Source organism: Streptomyces sp. NPDC127595 (genome assembly GCF_042671685.1).
Classification (GTDB): domain Bacteria; phylum Actinomycetota; class Actinomycetes; order Streptomycetales; family Streptomycetaceae; genus Streptomyces.
Genome location: NZ_JBHXWK010000020.1, coordinates 1 through 13,063, shown reverse-complemented (window position 1 = coordinate 13,063; position 13,063 = coordinate 1). Strand labels below are relative to the sequence as shown.

11 protein-coding genes are annotated in these 13,063 nt (G+C 70.0%); 10 read left to right on the top strand and 1 reads right to left on the bottom strand.

The window, feature by feature from the left end; all coding sequences use genetic code 11:
• Nucleotides 1-257: 257 nt before the first annotated feature.
• The 9 genes from ACFVKT_RS38565 (at nucleotide 258) to ACFVKT_RS38525 (ending at nucleotide 10,529) form a co-directional block, all read left to right on the top strand.
• Nucleotides 258-686 carry a DUF3499 domain-containing protein gene (locus ACFVKT_RS38565; RefSeq protein ID WP_385741238.1) on the top strand — a complete coding sequence of 143 codons (429 nt, stop codon included), beginning with the start codon at nucleotides 258-260 and terminating at the stop codon, nucleotides 684-686.
• Between the two features lie 182 nt (nucleotides 687-868).
• On the top strand, nucleotides 869-2,485 hold the full coding sequence (locus ACFVKT_RS38560) for an L-lactate permease (protein WP_385741105.1): 1,617 nt from the start codon (nucleotides 869-871) through the stop codon (nucleotides 2,483-2,485).
• Between the two features lie 199 nt (nucleotides 2,486-2,684).
• The gene (locus ACFVKT_RS38555; RefSeq protein WP_385741102.1) at nucleotides 2,685-4,049 is read left to right on the top strand and encodes a phosphomannomutase/phosphoglucomutase; all 1,365 of its coding nucleotides are present in this window, start codon (nucleotides 2,685-2,687) and stop codon (nucleotides 4,047-4,049) included.
• 265 nt (nucleotides 4,050-4,314) lie between these two features.
• Nucleotides 4,315-4,485, top strand: a complete 171-nt coding sequence (locus ACFVKT_RS38550; RefSeq protein ID WP_385741099.1) for a Trm112 family protein — start codon at nucleotides 4,315-4,317, stop codon at nucleotides 4,483-4,485.
• 30 nt (nucleotides 4,486-4,515) lie between these two features.
• Entirely contained in the window at nucleotides 4,516-5,643 is a 1,128-nt protein-coding gene (locus ACFVKT_RS38545) for an SIS domain-containing protein (protein WP_385741096.1), read from the top strand.
• Between the two features lie 90 nt (nucleotides 5,644-5,733).
• Entirely contained in the window at nucleotides 5,734-6,885 is a 1,152-nt protein-coding gene (manA, locus tag ACFVKT_RS38540; protein WP_385741093.1) for a mannose-6-phosphate isomerase, class I, read from the top strand.
• 112 nt (nucleotides 6,886-6,997) lie between these two features.
• Entirely contained in the window at nucleotides 6,998-7,978 is a 981-nt protein-coding gene (locus ACFVKT_RS38535; RefSeq protein WP_385741090.1) for a cation diffusion facilitator family transporter, read from the top strand.
• 378 nt (nucleotides 7,979-8,356) lie between these two features.
• Nucleotides 8,357-9,814, top strand: a complete 1,458-nt coding sequence (gene ahcY, locus ACFVKT_RS38530; protein WP_385741087.1) for an adenosylhomocysteinase — start codon at nucleotides 8,357-8,359, stop codon at nucleotides 9,812-9,814.
• Between the two features lie 100 nt (nucleotides 9,815-9,914).
• On the top strand, nucleotides 9,915-10,529 hold the full coding sequence (locus ACFVKT_RS38525; RefSeq protein WP_385741085.1) for a hypothetical protein: 615 nt from the start codon (nucleotides 9,915-9,917) through the stop codon (nucleotides 10,527-10,529).
• A 21-nt stretch (nucleotides 10,530-10,550) separates the two neighbouring features.
• Here ACFVKT_RS38525 and ACFVKT_RS38520 read toward each other — a convergent pair whose 3' ends face one another.
• Nucleotides 10,551-11,570, bottom strand: coding sequence for an RDD family protein (locus ACFVKT_RS38520; RefSeq protein WP_385741082.1), 1,020 nt, complete (start codon nucleotides 11,568-11,570; stop codon nucleotides 10,551-10,553).
• A gap of 119 nt (nucleotides 11,571-11,689) precedes the next feature.
• Between ACFVKT_RS38520 and ACFVKT_RS38515 the strand changes: the two genes are divergently transcribed.
• A complete protein-coding gene (locus ACFVKT_RS38515; RefSeq protein ID WP_385741079.1) occupies nucleotides 11,690-12,697 on the top strand; it encodes a stage II sporulation protein M in 1,008 nt (335 codons plus the stop codon).
• Nucleotides 12,698-13,063 lie beyond the last annotated feature (366 nt).

Below are 13,063 nucleotides of genomic sequence, written 5' to 3'. Positions count from 1 at the left end.
CGGATGTCGCGCGTGGCCGTCGCGGATGTTGCGCGGCGATCACTCTTGATGTCGCCGGATGACCATTCCAGCCAAGGTCGGGCTCGATTCCGTATCCCTCCAAGACCGCCCCTGACATGGCAATTGACATGGTTTGCACCAAGTGGTGACCGGTTTCAGGTCTGTTCGGCATCCCGGCACCCGATGTCGCCCCAGGTCAGGGCCGGGTGTGCGGAGGTTCATGTGGGCGTTCTCACAGCACGACACGGTGGGGTGACCTGGGAGAGAGTCGTCGCGGCCCGCTCAGGAGTGCGGTACCGTCCAACGTCGTGAGCCCTGTACGTCGCTGTTCGCGCACCGCTTGCGGCCGCCCCGCCGTCGCGACGCTGACGTACGTCTACGCCGACTCGACCGCGGTCCTCGGCCCGCTCGCCACCTACGCCGAACCCCACTGCTACGACCTGTGTGCGGAGCACTCCGAGCGCCTCACCGCGCCGCGCGGCTGGGAGGTCGTCCGGCTCGCCGACTCCTCCGGTCCCTCCCGCCCCACCGGTGACGACCTGGAAGCCCTCGCCAACGCGGTACGCGAGGCGGCCCGTCCGCAGCAGCGTGCCGCGGGGGCCGGTGGCGGCAGCGCACGCTCCGCGGACCCGATGGAGGTCGCGCGCCGCGGCCATCTGCGGGTGCTGCGCTCGCCGGACTCCTGAGCTCGTCGCTCCTGTTCGCCTGGCCGAACCCCCTTTCCCTGAGGGCAACTTCACCTCGGTGCACGTTCGGTGCACATTTCACTCGGCGGTGCAGAAGTCTTGACGCGCACTTGTCGCGGACACGACCATTCCTCCGCCCGTGAGAAACCGCTTTCCGCATCGCGGAATCGGAGGAGGCGCCCGTGTACGTCCAGGAACTGGAACCCGTGGCCGGTTCACTCGGCCTGTCCGCCCTCGTCGCGACCCTGCCCCTCGTCATCGTCCTGATCCTGCTCGGCGGCGTCCGCATGAAGGCGCACCGGGCGGGTCTGATCGGCCTGGTGGCCGCCGCGTCGGTCGCCTGGCTCGCGTACGGCATGCCGGTCGGCCAGACGCTGTCCAGCGCCGCTCAGGGGGCCGTCTTCGGCCTCTTCCCCATCCTGTGGATCGTCGTCAACGCCCTGTGGGTGTACCGGATGACGGTCCGTACCCAGCACTTCGACATCCTCCGCCGCTCCTTCGGGCGGCTGTCCGACGATCCGCGCATCCAGGCGCTCGTGATCGCGTTCTGTTTCGGCGCCCTCCTTGAGGCGCTCGCGGGCTTCGGCGCCCCGGTCGCGATCTGCTCCGTGATGCTGGTCGCGCTCGGCTTCGACCCGGTGCGCGCGGCGGTGGTCGCGCTGGTCGCCAACACCGCTCCGGTCGCCTTCGGCGCCATGGGCACCCCGGTCGTCACGCTCGCCCAAGTCACCGGCCTGCCACTGGATTCCGTCGCCTCCGTAGTGGGCCGCCAGACACCCCTGCTGGCCCTGGTCGTACCGCTCCTGCTCGTCTTCCTGGTCGACGGGCGGCGCGGACTGCGCGAGACCTGGGTGCCCGCCCTCGTCTGCGGAACCGCCTTCGCCGTCGCCCAGTTCGCCGCCTCCAACTACGTCTCCGCGCAACTCGCCGATATCGGGGCCGCCTTGGCCGGCGCGGGCGCCCTCGTCGCCGTACCGGGGGCGCGCAGGCCGGCCGCCGAGCCCGTACGGGTGGCGGTGCTGACCGGCGTACGGAGTGAGGACCTGGACGAGGAGGACCCGCGGCCCGAAGTCGTGCGTGCCTACGCCCCGTACGCGCTGATCGTTGTCATCTTCTCCATCGCCCAGATCCCCGCGGTGAAGGACTGGCTGGCCGGAGCGACCCGCGTCTTCGACTGGCCCTTCCTGAACGTGGTCAATCCCGACGGCGAACCGGTCGGCGGCAATGTCTTCACGCTGCCCCTGGTGTCGACCGGCGGCACGCTCGTGCTGCTCGCCGGGCTGTGCACCGCCGCCGTACTCGGGGTCCACGCGCGCGTGGCGGTGAAGGAATGGGCCGCGACGGTGCACGAGTTGAGGTTCGCGATCCTCACCGTGACGTCCGTGCTGGCGCTCGCCTACGTCATGAACCTCTCCGGGCAGGCCGCCACGATCGGCCACTTCGTCGCGGCGGCCGGCGCCGGACTCGCCTTCCTGTCACCGGTCCTGGGCTGGTTCGGCGTAGCCGTGTCCGGCTCCGACACCTCGGCGAACGCCCTTTTCGGCGCCCTCCAGGTGAGCGCGGCCAGGGAGTCTGGCCTGTCTCCGGAGCTGCTCGCGGCCGGCAACAGCTCGGGCGGCGTCCTCGGCAAGATGATCTCGCCGCAGAACCTGACCATCGCCTGCGCGGCGGTCGGGCTCGCGGGCCGCGAGGGCGACCTGCTGCGCAAGGTGCTGCCGTGGAGTCTCGGGCTGTTGCTGATCATGTGCCTGATCGTGGCGGGGCAGAGCACGCCGGTCCTGGGGTGGATGCTGCCGTGACCGAACGAGGGGGCGGCTGTCGTGCCGGAACGAGGCTGACGCTACGCGGTGCGTTACTGCCACGTGACGGATGAGTCCCCACAGGTGACGAAAGAAGCCCCCAGGTGACGGATACGCATCCGCTGAGCCACGGCACACCGGACTGTCAGTCCGGGCAGGTAGTTTGAGGCGACCTAAGTGGACTTCTGGAGGGTTGGCCGTGACTGCTGATCTGTCGCAGCTCGTGAAGGCGTACGACGTGCGCGGTGTGGTCCCCGACCAGTGGGACGAGCCGCTGGCCGAGCTGTTCGGGGCGGCCTTCGTCCAGGTGACCGGTGCGGACGCGATCGTGATTGGGCACGACATGCGGCCCTCGTCGCCCGGTCTGTCGCGCGCCTTCGCGCGCGGTGCGGCGGCGCGAGGCGTCGACGTCACCGAGATCGGGCTGTGCTCGACCGACCAGCTCTACTACGCGTCGGGCGCGTTCGACCTGCCGGGCGCCATGTTCACGGCCTCCCACAACCCCGCCAAGTACAACGGGATCAAGATGTGCCGGGCGGGCGCGGCCCCGGTCGGACAGGACACCGGCCTCTCCGAGATCCGCGAACTCGTCGAGTCCTGGCTCGACTCGGGGGCCCCGGCCCCCGCGGACGTCCCGCCGGGAACGATCACGCAGCGTGACACGTTGAAGGATTACGCGGCGCACCTCCGCGGCCTTGTCGACCTGACCTCCATCCGCCCTCTGAAGGTCGTCGTCGACGCGGGCAACGGCATGGGCGGGCACACGGTCCCGACCGTCTTCGACGGACTGCCCCTCGACCTGGTGCCGATGTATTTCGAGCTGGACGGCACCTTCCCCAACCACGAGGCGAACCCCCTCGACCCGGCGAACATCGTCGACCTCCAGAAGCGCGTGCGCGAGGAGGGCGCCGACCTCGGCATCGCCTTCGACGGCGACGCCGACCGCTGCTTCGTGGTCGACGAGCGGGGCGACCCGGTGCCGCCCTCCGCGATCACGGCCCTGGTGGCCGCCCGCGAGCTCGCCAAGCACCCCGGCGGCACGGTCATCCACAACCTCATCACCTCCTGGTCGGTGCCCGAGGTCGTACGGGAGCACGGCGGCACCCCCGTCCGCACCCGCGTCGGCCACTCCTTCATCAAGGCCGAGATGGCCACGTCCGGCGCGATCTTCGGCGGCGAGCACTCCGCGCACTACTACTTCCGCGACTTCTGGAACGCGGACACGGGCATGCTCGCCGCCCTCCACGTCCTCGCCGCGCTCGGCGGCCAGGATGCCCCGCTCTCCCGACTCGTCGCCGAGTACGACCGCTACGCCGGCTCCGGCGAGATCAACTCCACGGTCGACGACCAGAAGGCACGCCTCGCCGCGATCAGAGCCACCTACGAGGGCCGCGAGGACATCGCCCTCGACGAACTCGACGGCCTCACCGTCACCGCCGAGGACTGGTGGTTCAACGTCCGCCCCTCCAACACCGAGCCACTGCTCCGCCTCAACACAGAGGCCCGCGACGAGGCGACGATGGCGAAGGTGCGGGACGAGGTGCTGGAGATCATCAGAGGCTGACGGTCGCACCCTCCGGCGCTGGAGATCTTTCAGCCTGTCCGGCGCTTGAGGACGAGCGCGTTCAGCGCGATGCGGGGGTCTGGGGGCGGCAGCCCCCAGATACAAGGGTCGGGTAGGGGCGGAGGGGACGAAAAACCCGAAACCCCCACCCGCCCCCACCCCGTCGCCCCGAGCCCAGCGCACCCCCCCCCACAAGCCAGCGCCGCGCCCCCGCCCGCAGCGGTACCCTGACCAGGCCGCATCCACCTGTTCGGAAGGACACCCCATGCCGCTCGAAGCCGGCCTCCTGGAGATCCTCGCCTGCCCGGCCTGCCACGCCCCGCTCAAGGAGCAGGAGAGCGAGCTGGTCTGCACGAGCACGGACTGCGGCCTCGCGTACCCCGTCCGCGACGGCATCCCCGTACTGCTCGTCGACGAGGCCCGTCGCCCCGCGTAACGACGACCCGGCGATCGGAGGCTGCCGCACATGCTCGACGAATCGCTGTTCGACGCACCCGAGGCACTGGCCCAGGCGGACCGCCGCGGCCTGCTCAGGGGCGCCGCCGAGGCAGGCGCCCACGTGCGCACCGCCGCCCGGCACGCCGTCGAGGCCGGCATCCCGGAGCTCAAGCCGGACGGCCGCCCCCGCGCCGTCCTGATCGCGGGCCCGGGCACCGCGGCCACCTGTGTCGCCGACCTGCTCGGCACCCTCGCCGGGGCCGGCTGCCCGGTCACCCGGCTGAGCCCGACGGGCGTCGCCGCCGACGCGGGCGCCCTGCGCTGGGAGCTCCCCGGCTGGGCGGGCCCGGTGGACCTGCTCCTGATCGCCACCCCCGACGGTTATGAGCCGGGCCTCTCGCTCCTGATCGAGCAGGCCTACCGGCGCGGGTGCACCGTCGCCGCCGTGGCCCCGGCCCACTCCCCGCTGCCCGAGTCGGTGGACGGTGCGCACGGCCTGTTCGTACCCCTGGCGACCACCCCGTACGAGCGGGAGGAGGTCGCTGCCGCATCGGCCCCCGGCGTCATGTGGGCGCTGCTCACCCCGCTGCTCGCACTCCTCGACCGCACCGGCCTGCTCACCGCACCCCCGGAGGCCGTCCAGAAGGTCGCCGACCGCCTGGACCGCATCGCCGAGCGCTGCGGCCCGGCCATCGCGACGTACAGCAACCCCGCCAAGACCCTCGCAGCCGAACTCGCCGAGGCGCTCCCGGTGATCTGGACCGAGGGCACGTCCGCCGGCCCGGCGGGCCGCCGCTTCGCCGCCGCGCTCGCCGAGCTGGCCGGACGCCCCGCGCTCACCGCCGAGTTGCCGGAGGCGCTCGCCGAGCACGCCGCGCTGCTGTCCGGCGCGCTGGCCGCCGGCGCCGACCCGGACGACTTCTTCCGCGACCGGGTCGAGGAGCAACAGGCCATCCACGCGCGCGTGGTGCTCCTGCGCGACCGCCCGACAGGCGGCCTGACCGCCGCCCCGGCCGCCCGCGAACTCGCCCTCAGCCACGACACCGCGATCAGCGAACTCGAACCCGAGGAGGGCGGCGAACTGGAGACCCTCGCCGAACTGATCGCCATCACAGATTTCGCCGCCGTTTACCTGGCGCTCGCCTCAGGCGCCTGACCTTGACACACACGGTGTAGCCCGACACCGGACCTCCGCGTGGTGAGAAACGCCCGCTGAGCAGCGTATGTACGGAGAGAACGACACACTATGGACCGCCTCGGCAACACCATCCGCCCCTACGCCTGGGGTTCGACCACCGCCATCCCGCGGCTGCTCGGCGTGGAGCCGACCGGTGAACCGCAGGCGGAGATGTGGATGGGCGCCCACCCGGGCGCACCCTCGCGCACCGAACGAGGTCCCCTCACCGAGGTCATCGACGAGGACCCCGAGAAGGAACTGGGCCGCGCGGCCGTCGCCAAGTTCGGCCCCCGCCTGCCGTTCCTGCTGAAGATCCTCGCCGCGGGCGCCCCCCTCTCCCTCCAGGTGCACCCCAACCTCGAACAGGCGCAAGAGGGTTACGACGACGAGGAGCGCCGGGGCATCCCGATCGACGCCCCGCACCGCAACTACAAGGACGCCAACCACAAGCCCGAACTGATCTGCGCCCTCACCGAGTTCGACGGCCTGTGCGGCTTCCGCGCCCCCGCCGAGGCCGCCGAACTGCTCGCGGGCCTGGACGTCGACTCCCTCAAGCCGTACGTCGACCTCCTGCGCGCCCACCCCGAAGAGGCCGCCCTGCGCGAGGTCCTCACGGCGCTGCTCTCCGCCGACCGCGACGAACTGGCCCACACGGTGACCGAGGCCGCGGCCGCCTGCGCCCGCCTCGGCGGCTCCTACGCCCCGTACGCCGACATCGCCCACCACTACCCGGGCGACCCCGGCGTCATCGCCGCGATGCTCCTCAACTACGTCCAACTCCAGCCCGGCGAGGCCCTGTTCCTCGGCGCCGGCGTCCCGCACGCGTATCTGAACGGCCTGGGCGTCGAAATCATGGCCAACAGCGACAACGTCCTGCGCTGCGGCCTGACCCCCAAGCACGTCGACGTCCCCGAACTCCTGCGCATCGTCCGCTTCGAGGCGAGCGACCCCGGCGTACTGCGCCCGGAGGCGTCCCCCGACGGCGAGGAGGTCTACGAGACCCCCATCGACGAGTTCCGCCTCTCCCGCTACGCCCTGCCCCAGGACGCGGCCCCGCACGACCTCACCGCCACGACCCCGCAGATCCTGCTGTGCACGGCCGGTGCCGCGCGCGTGGACGGCAGCACGCTCGCCCCCGGCCAGTCCGTCTTCGTACCCGCGGGCGAAAAGGTCGAAGTGTCTGGCCCTGGCACGATTTTCCGGGCGACAGTAGTGGCCTGATGTGACCACTGTGACGGCCTGACGCGCTGTTGTCGGGGCAGCCTGCAACAATGACCCACTGGCAAAAGGCAGGCAAAGCCCTGGACGGCGTACGAAGGGACAGCAGGAGCACATGAGCGCTTCAGGCGGCACCAAGGCGATCGTGGCGGCACTCGGCGCCAATCTCGCGATCGCGGTAGCGAAGTTCGTGGCGTTCCTCTTCAGCGGTTCGTCATCGATGCTCGCCGAATCCGTGCACTCGCTCGCCGACTCCGGCAACCAGGGACTGCTCCTGCTCGGCGGCAAGAAGGCCAAGCGCGAGGCGACCCCGCAGCACCCCTTCGGCTACGGCCGCGAGCGCTACATCTACGCCTTCCTCGTCTCGATCGTCCTCTTCTCGGTCGGCGGCATGTTCGCGATCTACGAGGGCTACGAGAAGATCAAGCACCCGCACGAGATCGAGGCCTGGTACTGGCCGGTGGGCGTCCTCGTCTTCGCGATCATCGCGGAGTCCTTCTCCTTCCGGACGGCCATCAAGGAGTCCAACCCGCTGCGCGGCCAGAAGTCGTGGAAGGAGTTCGTCCGCCATGCCAAGGCCCCGGAGCTGCCGGTCGTGCTCCTGGAGGACCTCGGCGCGCTGGTGGGCCTGGTCCTGGCGCTGGTCGGCGTCAGCATCGCCCTGGCCACCGGCGACGGCGTGTGGGACGGCATCGGCACGCTCTGCATCGGCATCCTGCTCATCCTGATCGCGCTGGTCCTCGCCGTGGAGACCAAGTCCCTCCTCCTGGGCGAGTCCGCGGGCCTCGAAGAGGTCAAGAAGATCGAGGCCGCCATCGTCGACGGCGACACGGTCACCGGCATCATCCACATGCGCACCCTCCACCTCGGCCCGGAGGAGCTCCTGGTCGCCGCCAAGATCGCCGTCCAGCACGACGACACGGCCACCGAGGTCGCCACCGCCATCAACGCCGCCGAGTCCCGCATCCGGGAAGCGGTCCCGATCGCCCGCGTCATCTACCTCGAGCCCGACATCTACAACGAGGCCGAGGCGGCGAAGGGCCCGGATCCAGAAGCGACACCGGGCGGCCCGGCACACCCCGCCGCCGAGCACTGACCTCAACCTCTACGTCACTGGGGCCCGCCTGGAGTTCAGGTGGGCCCCTTTCCGTCAGATCTGTGAGCCCCGGCAGACCTGACCCATGCGTCTGACCTGCACGGGCCGCGGCCGGCACAGTCGGATCATGCCTTTCCCGGTCGTACGCGGACTGGGGAGGGCCGGTCTCACCGGTGTAGCTTGGTGGTTGAGCCAGACGTCGCTGCTGATGGCGGTCGGTCGGTCCTTTAGCGGGCCGGCCGAGGGAGAGAGGGCCTCCGACGGACTGCGTTGCGCGCACCGGGCACTCCTGTGCCCAGCGGGGCATGCGTATGCCCGCCGCCGCGCAGACCAGCCGTACCACCTCGCCCCAATCCCGATCCCGAGGAGCAGCTCGACATGACGACTGTCGACAACCGACAGGACTTCAAGGTCGCCGACCTCTCCCTGGCCGCCTTCGGCCGCAAGGAGATCACCCTCGCCGAGCACGAGATGCCCGGCCTGATGTCGATCCGCAAGGAGTACGCCCAGGCGCAGCCTCTCGCGGGCGCCCGCGTCACCGGCTCCCTGCACATGACGGTGCAGACCGCCGTCCTCATCGAGACCCTGGTCGCCCTCGGCGCCGAGGTCCGCTGGGCCTCCTGCAACATCTTCTCCACCCAGGACCACGCCGCCGCCGCCATCGCGGTCGGCCCGAACGGCACGCCCGAGAACCCGCAGGGCGTCCCGGTCTTCGCCTGGAAGGGCGAGACCCTGGAGGAGTACTGGTGGTGCACCGAGCAGGCCCTGACCTGGCCGAACACCCCCACCGGCGGCCCGAACATGATCCTGGACGACGGTGGTGACGCCACCATGCTCGTCCACAACGGCGTCCAGTTCGAGAAGGACGGCAAGGTCCCCTCCCTCGACACCGCCGAATCCGACGAGCACCGCGTCGTCCTCGGGCTCCTCGCCCGCACCATCACCGAGGGCTCGCAGAAGTGGACCCAGCTCGCCTCGGAGATCCGCGGCGTGACCGAGGAGACCACGACCGGTGTCCACCGTCTCTACGAGATGCACCGCGACGGCACCCTCCTGTTCCCGGCGATCAACGTGAACGACGCCGTCACCAAGTCGAAGTTCGACAACAAGTACGGCTGCCGCCACTCCCTGATCGACGGCATCAACCGCGCCACCGACGTCCTCATCGGCGGTAAGACCGCCGTCGTCTTCGGCTACGGCGACGTGGGCAAGGGCTGCGCGGAGTCCCTGCGCGGCCAGGGCGCCCGCGTGATCGTCACCGAGATCGACCCGATCTGCGCACTGCAGGCGGCGATGGACGGCTACCAGGTCACCACCCTCGACGAGGTCGTCGACAAGGCGGACATCTTCGTCACCACGACCGGCAACAGGGACATCATCATGGCCGCGGACATGGCCAAGATGAAGCACCAGGCGATCGTGGGCAACATCGGCCACTTCGACAACGAGATCGACATGGCCGGCCTGGCGCAGGTCGAGGGCATCGTCAAGGACGAGGTCAAGCCGCAGGTCCACACCTGGACGTTCCCCGACGGCAAGGTCCTCATCGTCCTGTCCGAGGGCCGCCTGCTGAACCTGGGCAACGCCACCGGTCACCCCTCCTTCGTGATGTCCAACTCGTTCGCGGACCAGACGCTGGCCCAGATCGAGCTGTTCACCAAGCCCGAGGAGTACCCGACCGACGTGTACGTGCTGCCCAAGCACCTGGACGAGAAGGTCGCCCGCCTCCACCTCGACGCGCTCGGCGTGAAGCTGACGACACTCCGCCCCGAACAGGCGGCGTACCTCGGCATCGAGGTCGAGGGCCCGTACAAGTCGGACCACTACCGCTACTGAGCTCCCCCGCCGGGCAGCGGTACCACCGCTCGGCGTACGGATGTCAGCAGGCCCTCGCCCCCGTGGCGGGGGCCTGTCCCCGATGAGGACCTGAACTCCCATGCCCCGCGGCCGTTATTCGCTTCATGATCCGCACGATCACACCCCCCTGGCTGAAGAACACTTCCACTGCGCGCCCGGCCCCTCCGGCTGGCGCTATGTCTCCCAACTCACCACCCCCTCCGGCGATCACTCCGGCTCCGTCGACCTCGCCCTCGACGACCTCGGCCGCCCCATTCGTCTCGAACTCAACGCCGCGAGCTGGCAGGTCCGCGGCGCCGCGCTCGACGGTGTCACCTGGGTCCGCACCGACCCCGCGGGCACACAGGCCACCGAAGGCAATGTCCGCGCCCACGCCTTCACCGGCTCGTCTCCCGCGTTCCTCGTCGCCACCGTCCGCCTCCTTCGCCTCACCCCCTCCGCCTCCGCGACCCGCGTACGCCTCGTCGCCTTCACCGACCCGGTCCTGGCCCCGCGCACCCTCGACCAGTCCTGGGCCTTGATCTCGAGAGAAACACACGCCACTGACAACGGCCCCCTCACCGTCGACGAATACCAGGTCACAGCCCTGGACACCGGTGAGCAGCACGCCGTACACCTCGCGGGAGACGTGGTGCTCGCGGCACCCGGCATCGAACTGGAACACCTCGAGTCACCCCCGTCGGTATTCACCTGACGAGGCACCGACAGACGGGCCCTAGGCGGGCGGTGCGAAGCCGGTCGAGGGACGGTCACCCTGGTCGTGGGGCGGTGCGGCGGGTGGTGGCGGGACTGGCTGCGGGGCGGCGGGCTGTGGTGCCATGCCCGGCGGCGGCTGAGTCGCGCGAGGGGACGGAGTTCCCGGAGCGACCGACGTATAGGGGTTGGGGTAGGGATAGGCGCCCGGCTGCATGGGAGCGGGTCCGGTCCCACCCGGCATGGCGATCATCGGTCCACCCGGGCCGCCGCCGTACGGTGTCACGGCAGCCCCGCCGCCGTAGGACCGCCGGACCTCCCGCGACTGCCTCTCCTGCACCACCGCCGCCAGATACGCGGCCGGCGGAACCCCGGGCGGCGCCGGAGTACCCGTGCGGGCGGCCAGATCCGTGGCGAGCCGCTCCGCCATCACAGCACCCACGTGCGGATCCAACTGCCGCATCCGCGTCAGGTACTGCCGGATGGCCAGCCACAAGCCGTCCGGAACAGCGGACAGATCAAGCGCGGCGAACCGCCCCGCCAGCCAGGGCGGCGGTGGAGGAACGAACGGCGTACGGCCGGCCGGGATCCTTTCCCGTACGACAAGGGTCCCCGCGAACACGTCACCGAGCCGCCGCCCGCGCGCCGAAACGAGCGAGGCGATGCACGCGACGATCCCGAACGTCATCAGAAGCTCGACCACCCCGACGGCGCCGCGAACCAGCGCATGCCTGAACCGGATGGGCCCACCGTCGTCCCGCACAACCCGCAGCCCGAACGCCAGCTTCCCGAGCGAACGGCCGTGGCTGAGCGTCTCCACCGCGATCGGCCCGCCCACCAGGACGAGAAGGAAGCACGCGATCGACAGGGCGACCTGCGCAGCTTCGTCCAGCCCACCCGTCGCAGCCACCAAGCCGATGGTCACGATGACGTACACGGCCACCGCCACGATCAGATCCAGCAAGACGGCCAGCGCCCGGCTCGGCAATTTCGCGGGGCGCAACTCCAGCGCCACCGCCTCGCCCGTCACTAGCTCACTCACGCTCGCCGTCCTTCCCCTGACCTGCTCTGCGAGTGTCCAGTCTGTCAAGCTGAGGGCACATCGCGTCGCAGTACGACAAGCTGACACTCACGACGAGCAGCCGAGGAGCAGCTAACCAGATGGACCTCGACGTCTTCGTGTCCGCCCACCGAGCCGAGTGGGACAGGCTCGACGCGCTGATACGCCGCCAACGCCGCCTGACCGGAGCGGAGGCGGACGAACTCGTGGCCCTGTACCAACGCACCGCCACCCATCTCTCCCTGATCCAGTCAAGCGCTCCCGACCCTCAGCTGACGGGCCGCCTCAGCCAGCTGGTGGCACGCGCGCGTAGTGCCGTGACAGGCACCCGCCGCGCCTCCTGGCGTGATGTCACTCGCTTCCTGACGCACGGTTTCCCGGCCGCTGTCTATCGCTCGCGCCACTGGTGGGTTCCCACGGCTCTCCTGTCCACCGTGGTCGCGGCCCTCCTGGGTTGGTGGATCGGTACGCACCCCGAGGTCCAGTCCTCGATCGCGGCCCCCAGCGACCTGCGTGAACTCACCCGCCCCGGCGGCCAGTACGAGACCTACTACTCCACCCATCCCGCCGCGTCCTTCGCGGCTCAGGTGTGGACGAACAACGCCCAGGCCGCCGCGATGTGCCTGGTCCTGGGCATCTTCCTGGGTCTCCCGGTCATCTGGATCCTCTTCGAGAACATGCTCAACCTGGGTGTCGGCATAGGCCTGATGTCCTCGGCCGGCCGCCTCGACACCTTCCTGGGCCTCGTCCTCCCGCACGGGCTCCTGGAGCTGACGGCCGTCTTCGTCGCCGCGGGCACGGGCCTGCGGCTGGGCTGGACTCTGATCGACCCCGGCCCTCGTCCCCGCAGCACGGCACTCGCGGAAGAGGGCCGAGCCGCCCTTGGCATGGCCATAGGCCTGGCCCTGATCCTCTTTGTCTCAGGCGCCATTGAAGGCTTCGTCACACCGTCCGGACTCCCCACCTGGGCCCGCATAGGCATCGGAATCGCCGCTGAACTGGCCTTCCTGGCGTACGTCTATGTACTGGGCGGTCGTACGGCACGGGCCGGCGAAACCGGTGACGTCGACGAGACCGAGCGCAGTGCCACCGTCCCTACGGCTGCCTGATGTGCGACCACCTCCGCTGAGCTGCTAGTCTCCTCTTCGCCCCGAAGGAGCCGTTGACACGGACCGAACGGGGAGGTAGATTCGAACAGTTGCCTAGAAGCTGGACAGGTCCAGTGGCAGCAGTTCAGGGTCTGCCTGCTTCTGGAAACGTCGATTTCCGAGAGGCCCCTCCCGATGATTCAGAAATGGATGCCGGTCAATCCGGCCCAAGACTTCTGATAAAGTCGGAACCGCCGGAAAGGGAAACGCGAAAGCGGAAACCTGGAAAGCGCCGAGGAAATCGGATCGGAAAACGGTCTGATAGAGTCGGAATCGCAAGACCGAAGGGAAACGCCCGGAGGAAAGCCTGAGAGAGTCTCTCGGGTG

Bases quoted from the DNA above. Each gene is read 5' to 3' on its own strand.
- ACFVKT_RS38545 (WP_385741096.1), top strand. From the start codon at position 4,516: ATGCTCGACGAATCGCTGTTCGACGCACCCGAGGCACTGGCCCAGGCG.
- ACFVKT_RS38525 (WP_385741085.1), top strand. From the start codon at position 9,915: ATGCCCCGCGGCCGTTATTCGCTTCATGATCCGCACGATCACACCCCC.
- ACFVKT_RS38550 (WP_385741099.1), top strand. From the start codon at position 4,315: ATGCCGCTCGAAGCCGGCCTCCTGGAGATCCTCGCCTGCCCGGCCTGC.
- manA (WP_385741093.1), top strand. From the start codon at position 5,734: ATGGACCGCCTCGGCAACACCATCCGCCCCTACGCCTGGGGTTCGACC.
- ACFVKT_RS38515 (WP_385741079.1), top strand. From the start codon at position 11,690: ATGGACCTCGACGTCTTCGTGTCCGCCCACCGAGCCGAGTGGGACAGG.
- ahcY (WP_385741087.1), top strand. From the start codon at position 8,357: ATGACGACTGTCGACAACCGACAGGACTTCAAGGTCGCCGACCTCTCC.
- ACFVKT_RS38535 (WP_385741090.1), top strand. From the start codon at position 6,998: ATGAGCGCTTCAGGCGGCACCAAGGCGATCGTGGCGGCACTCGGCGCC.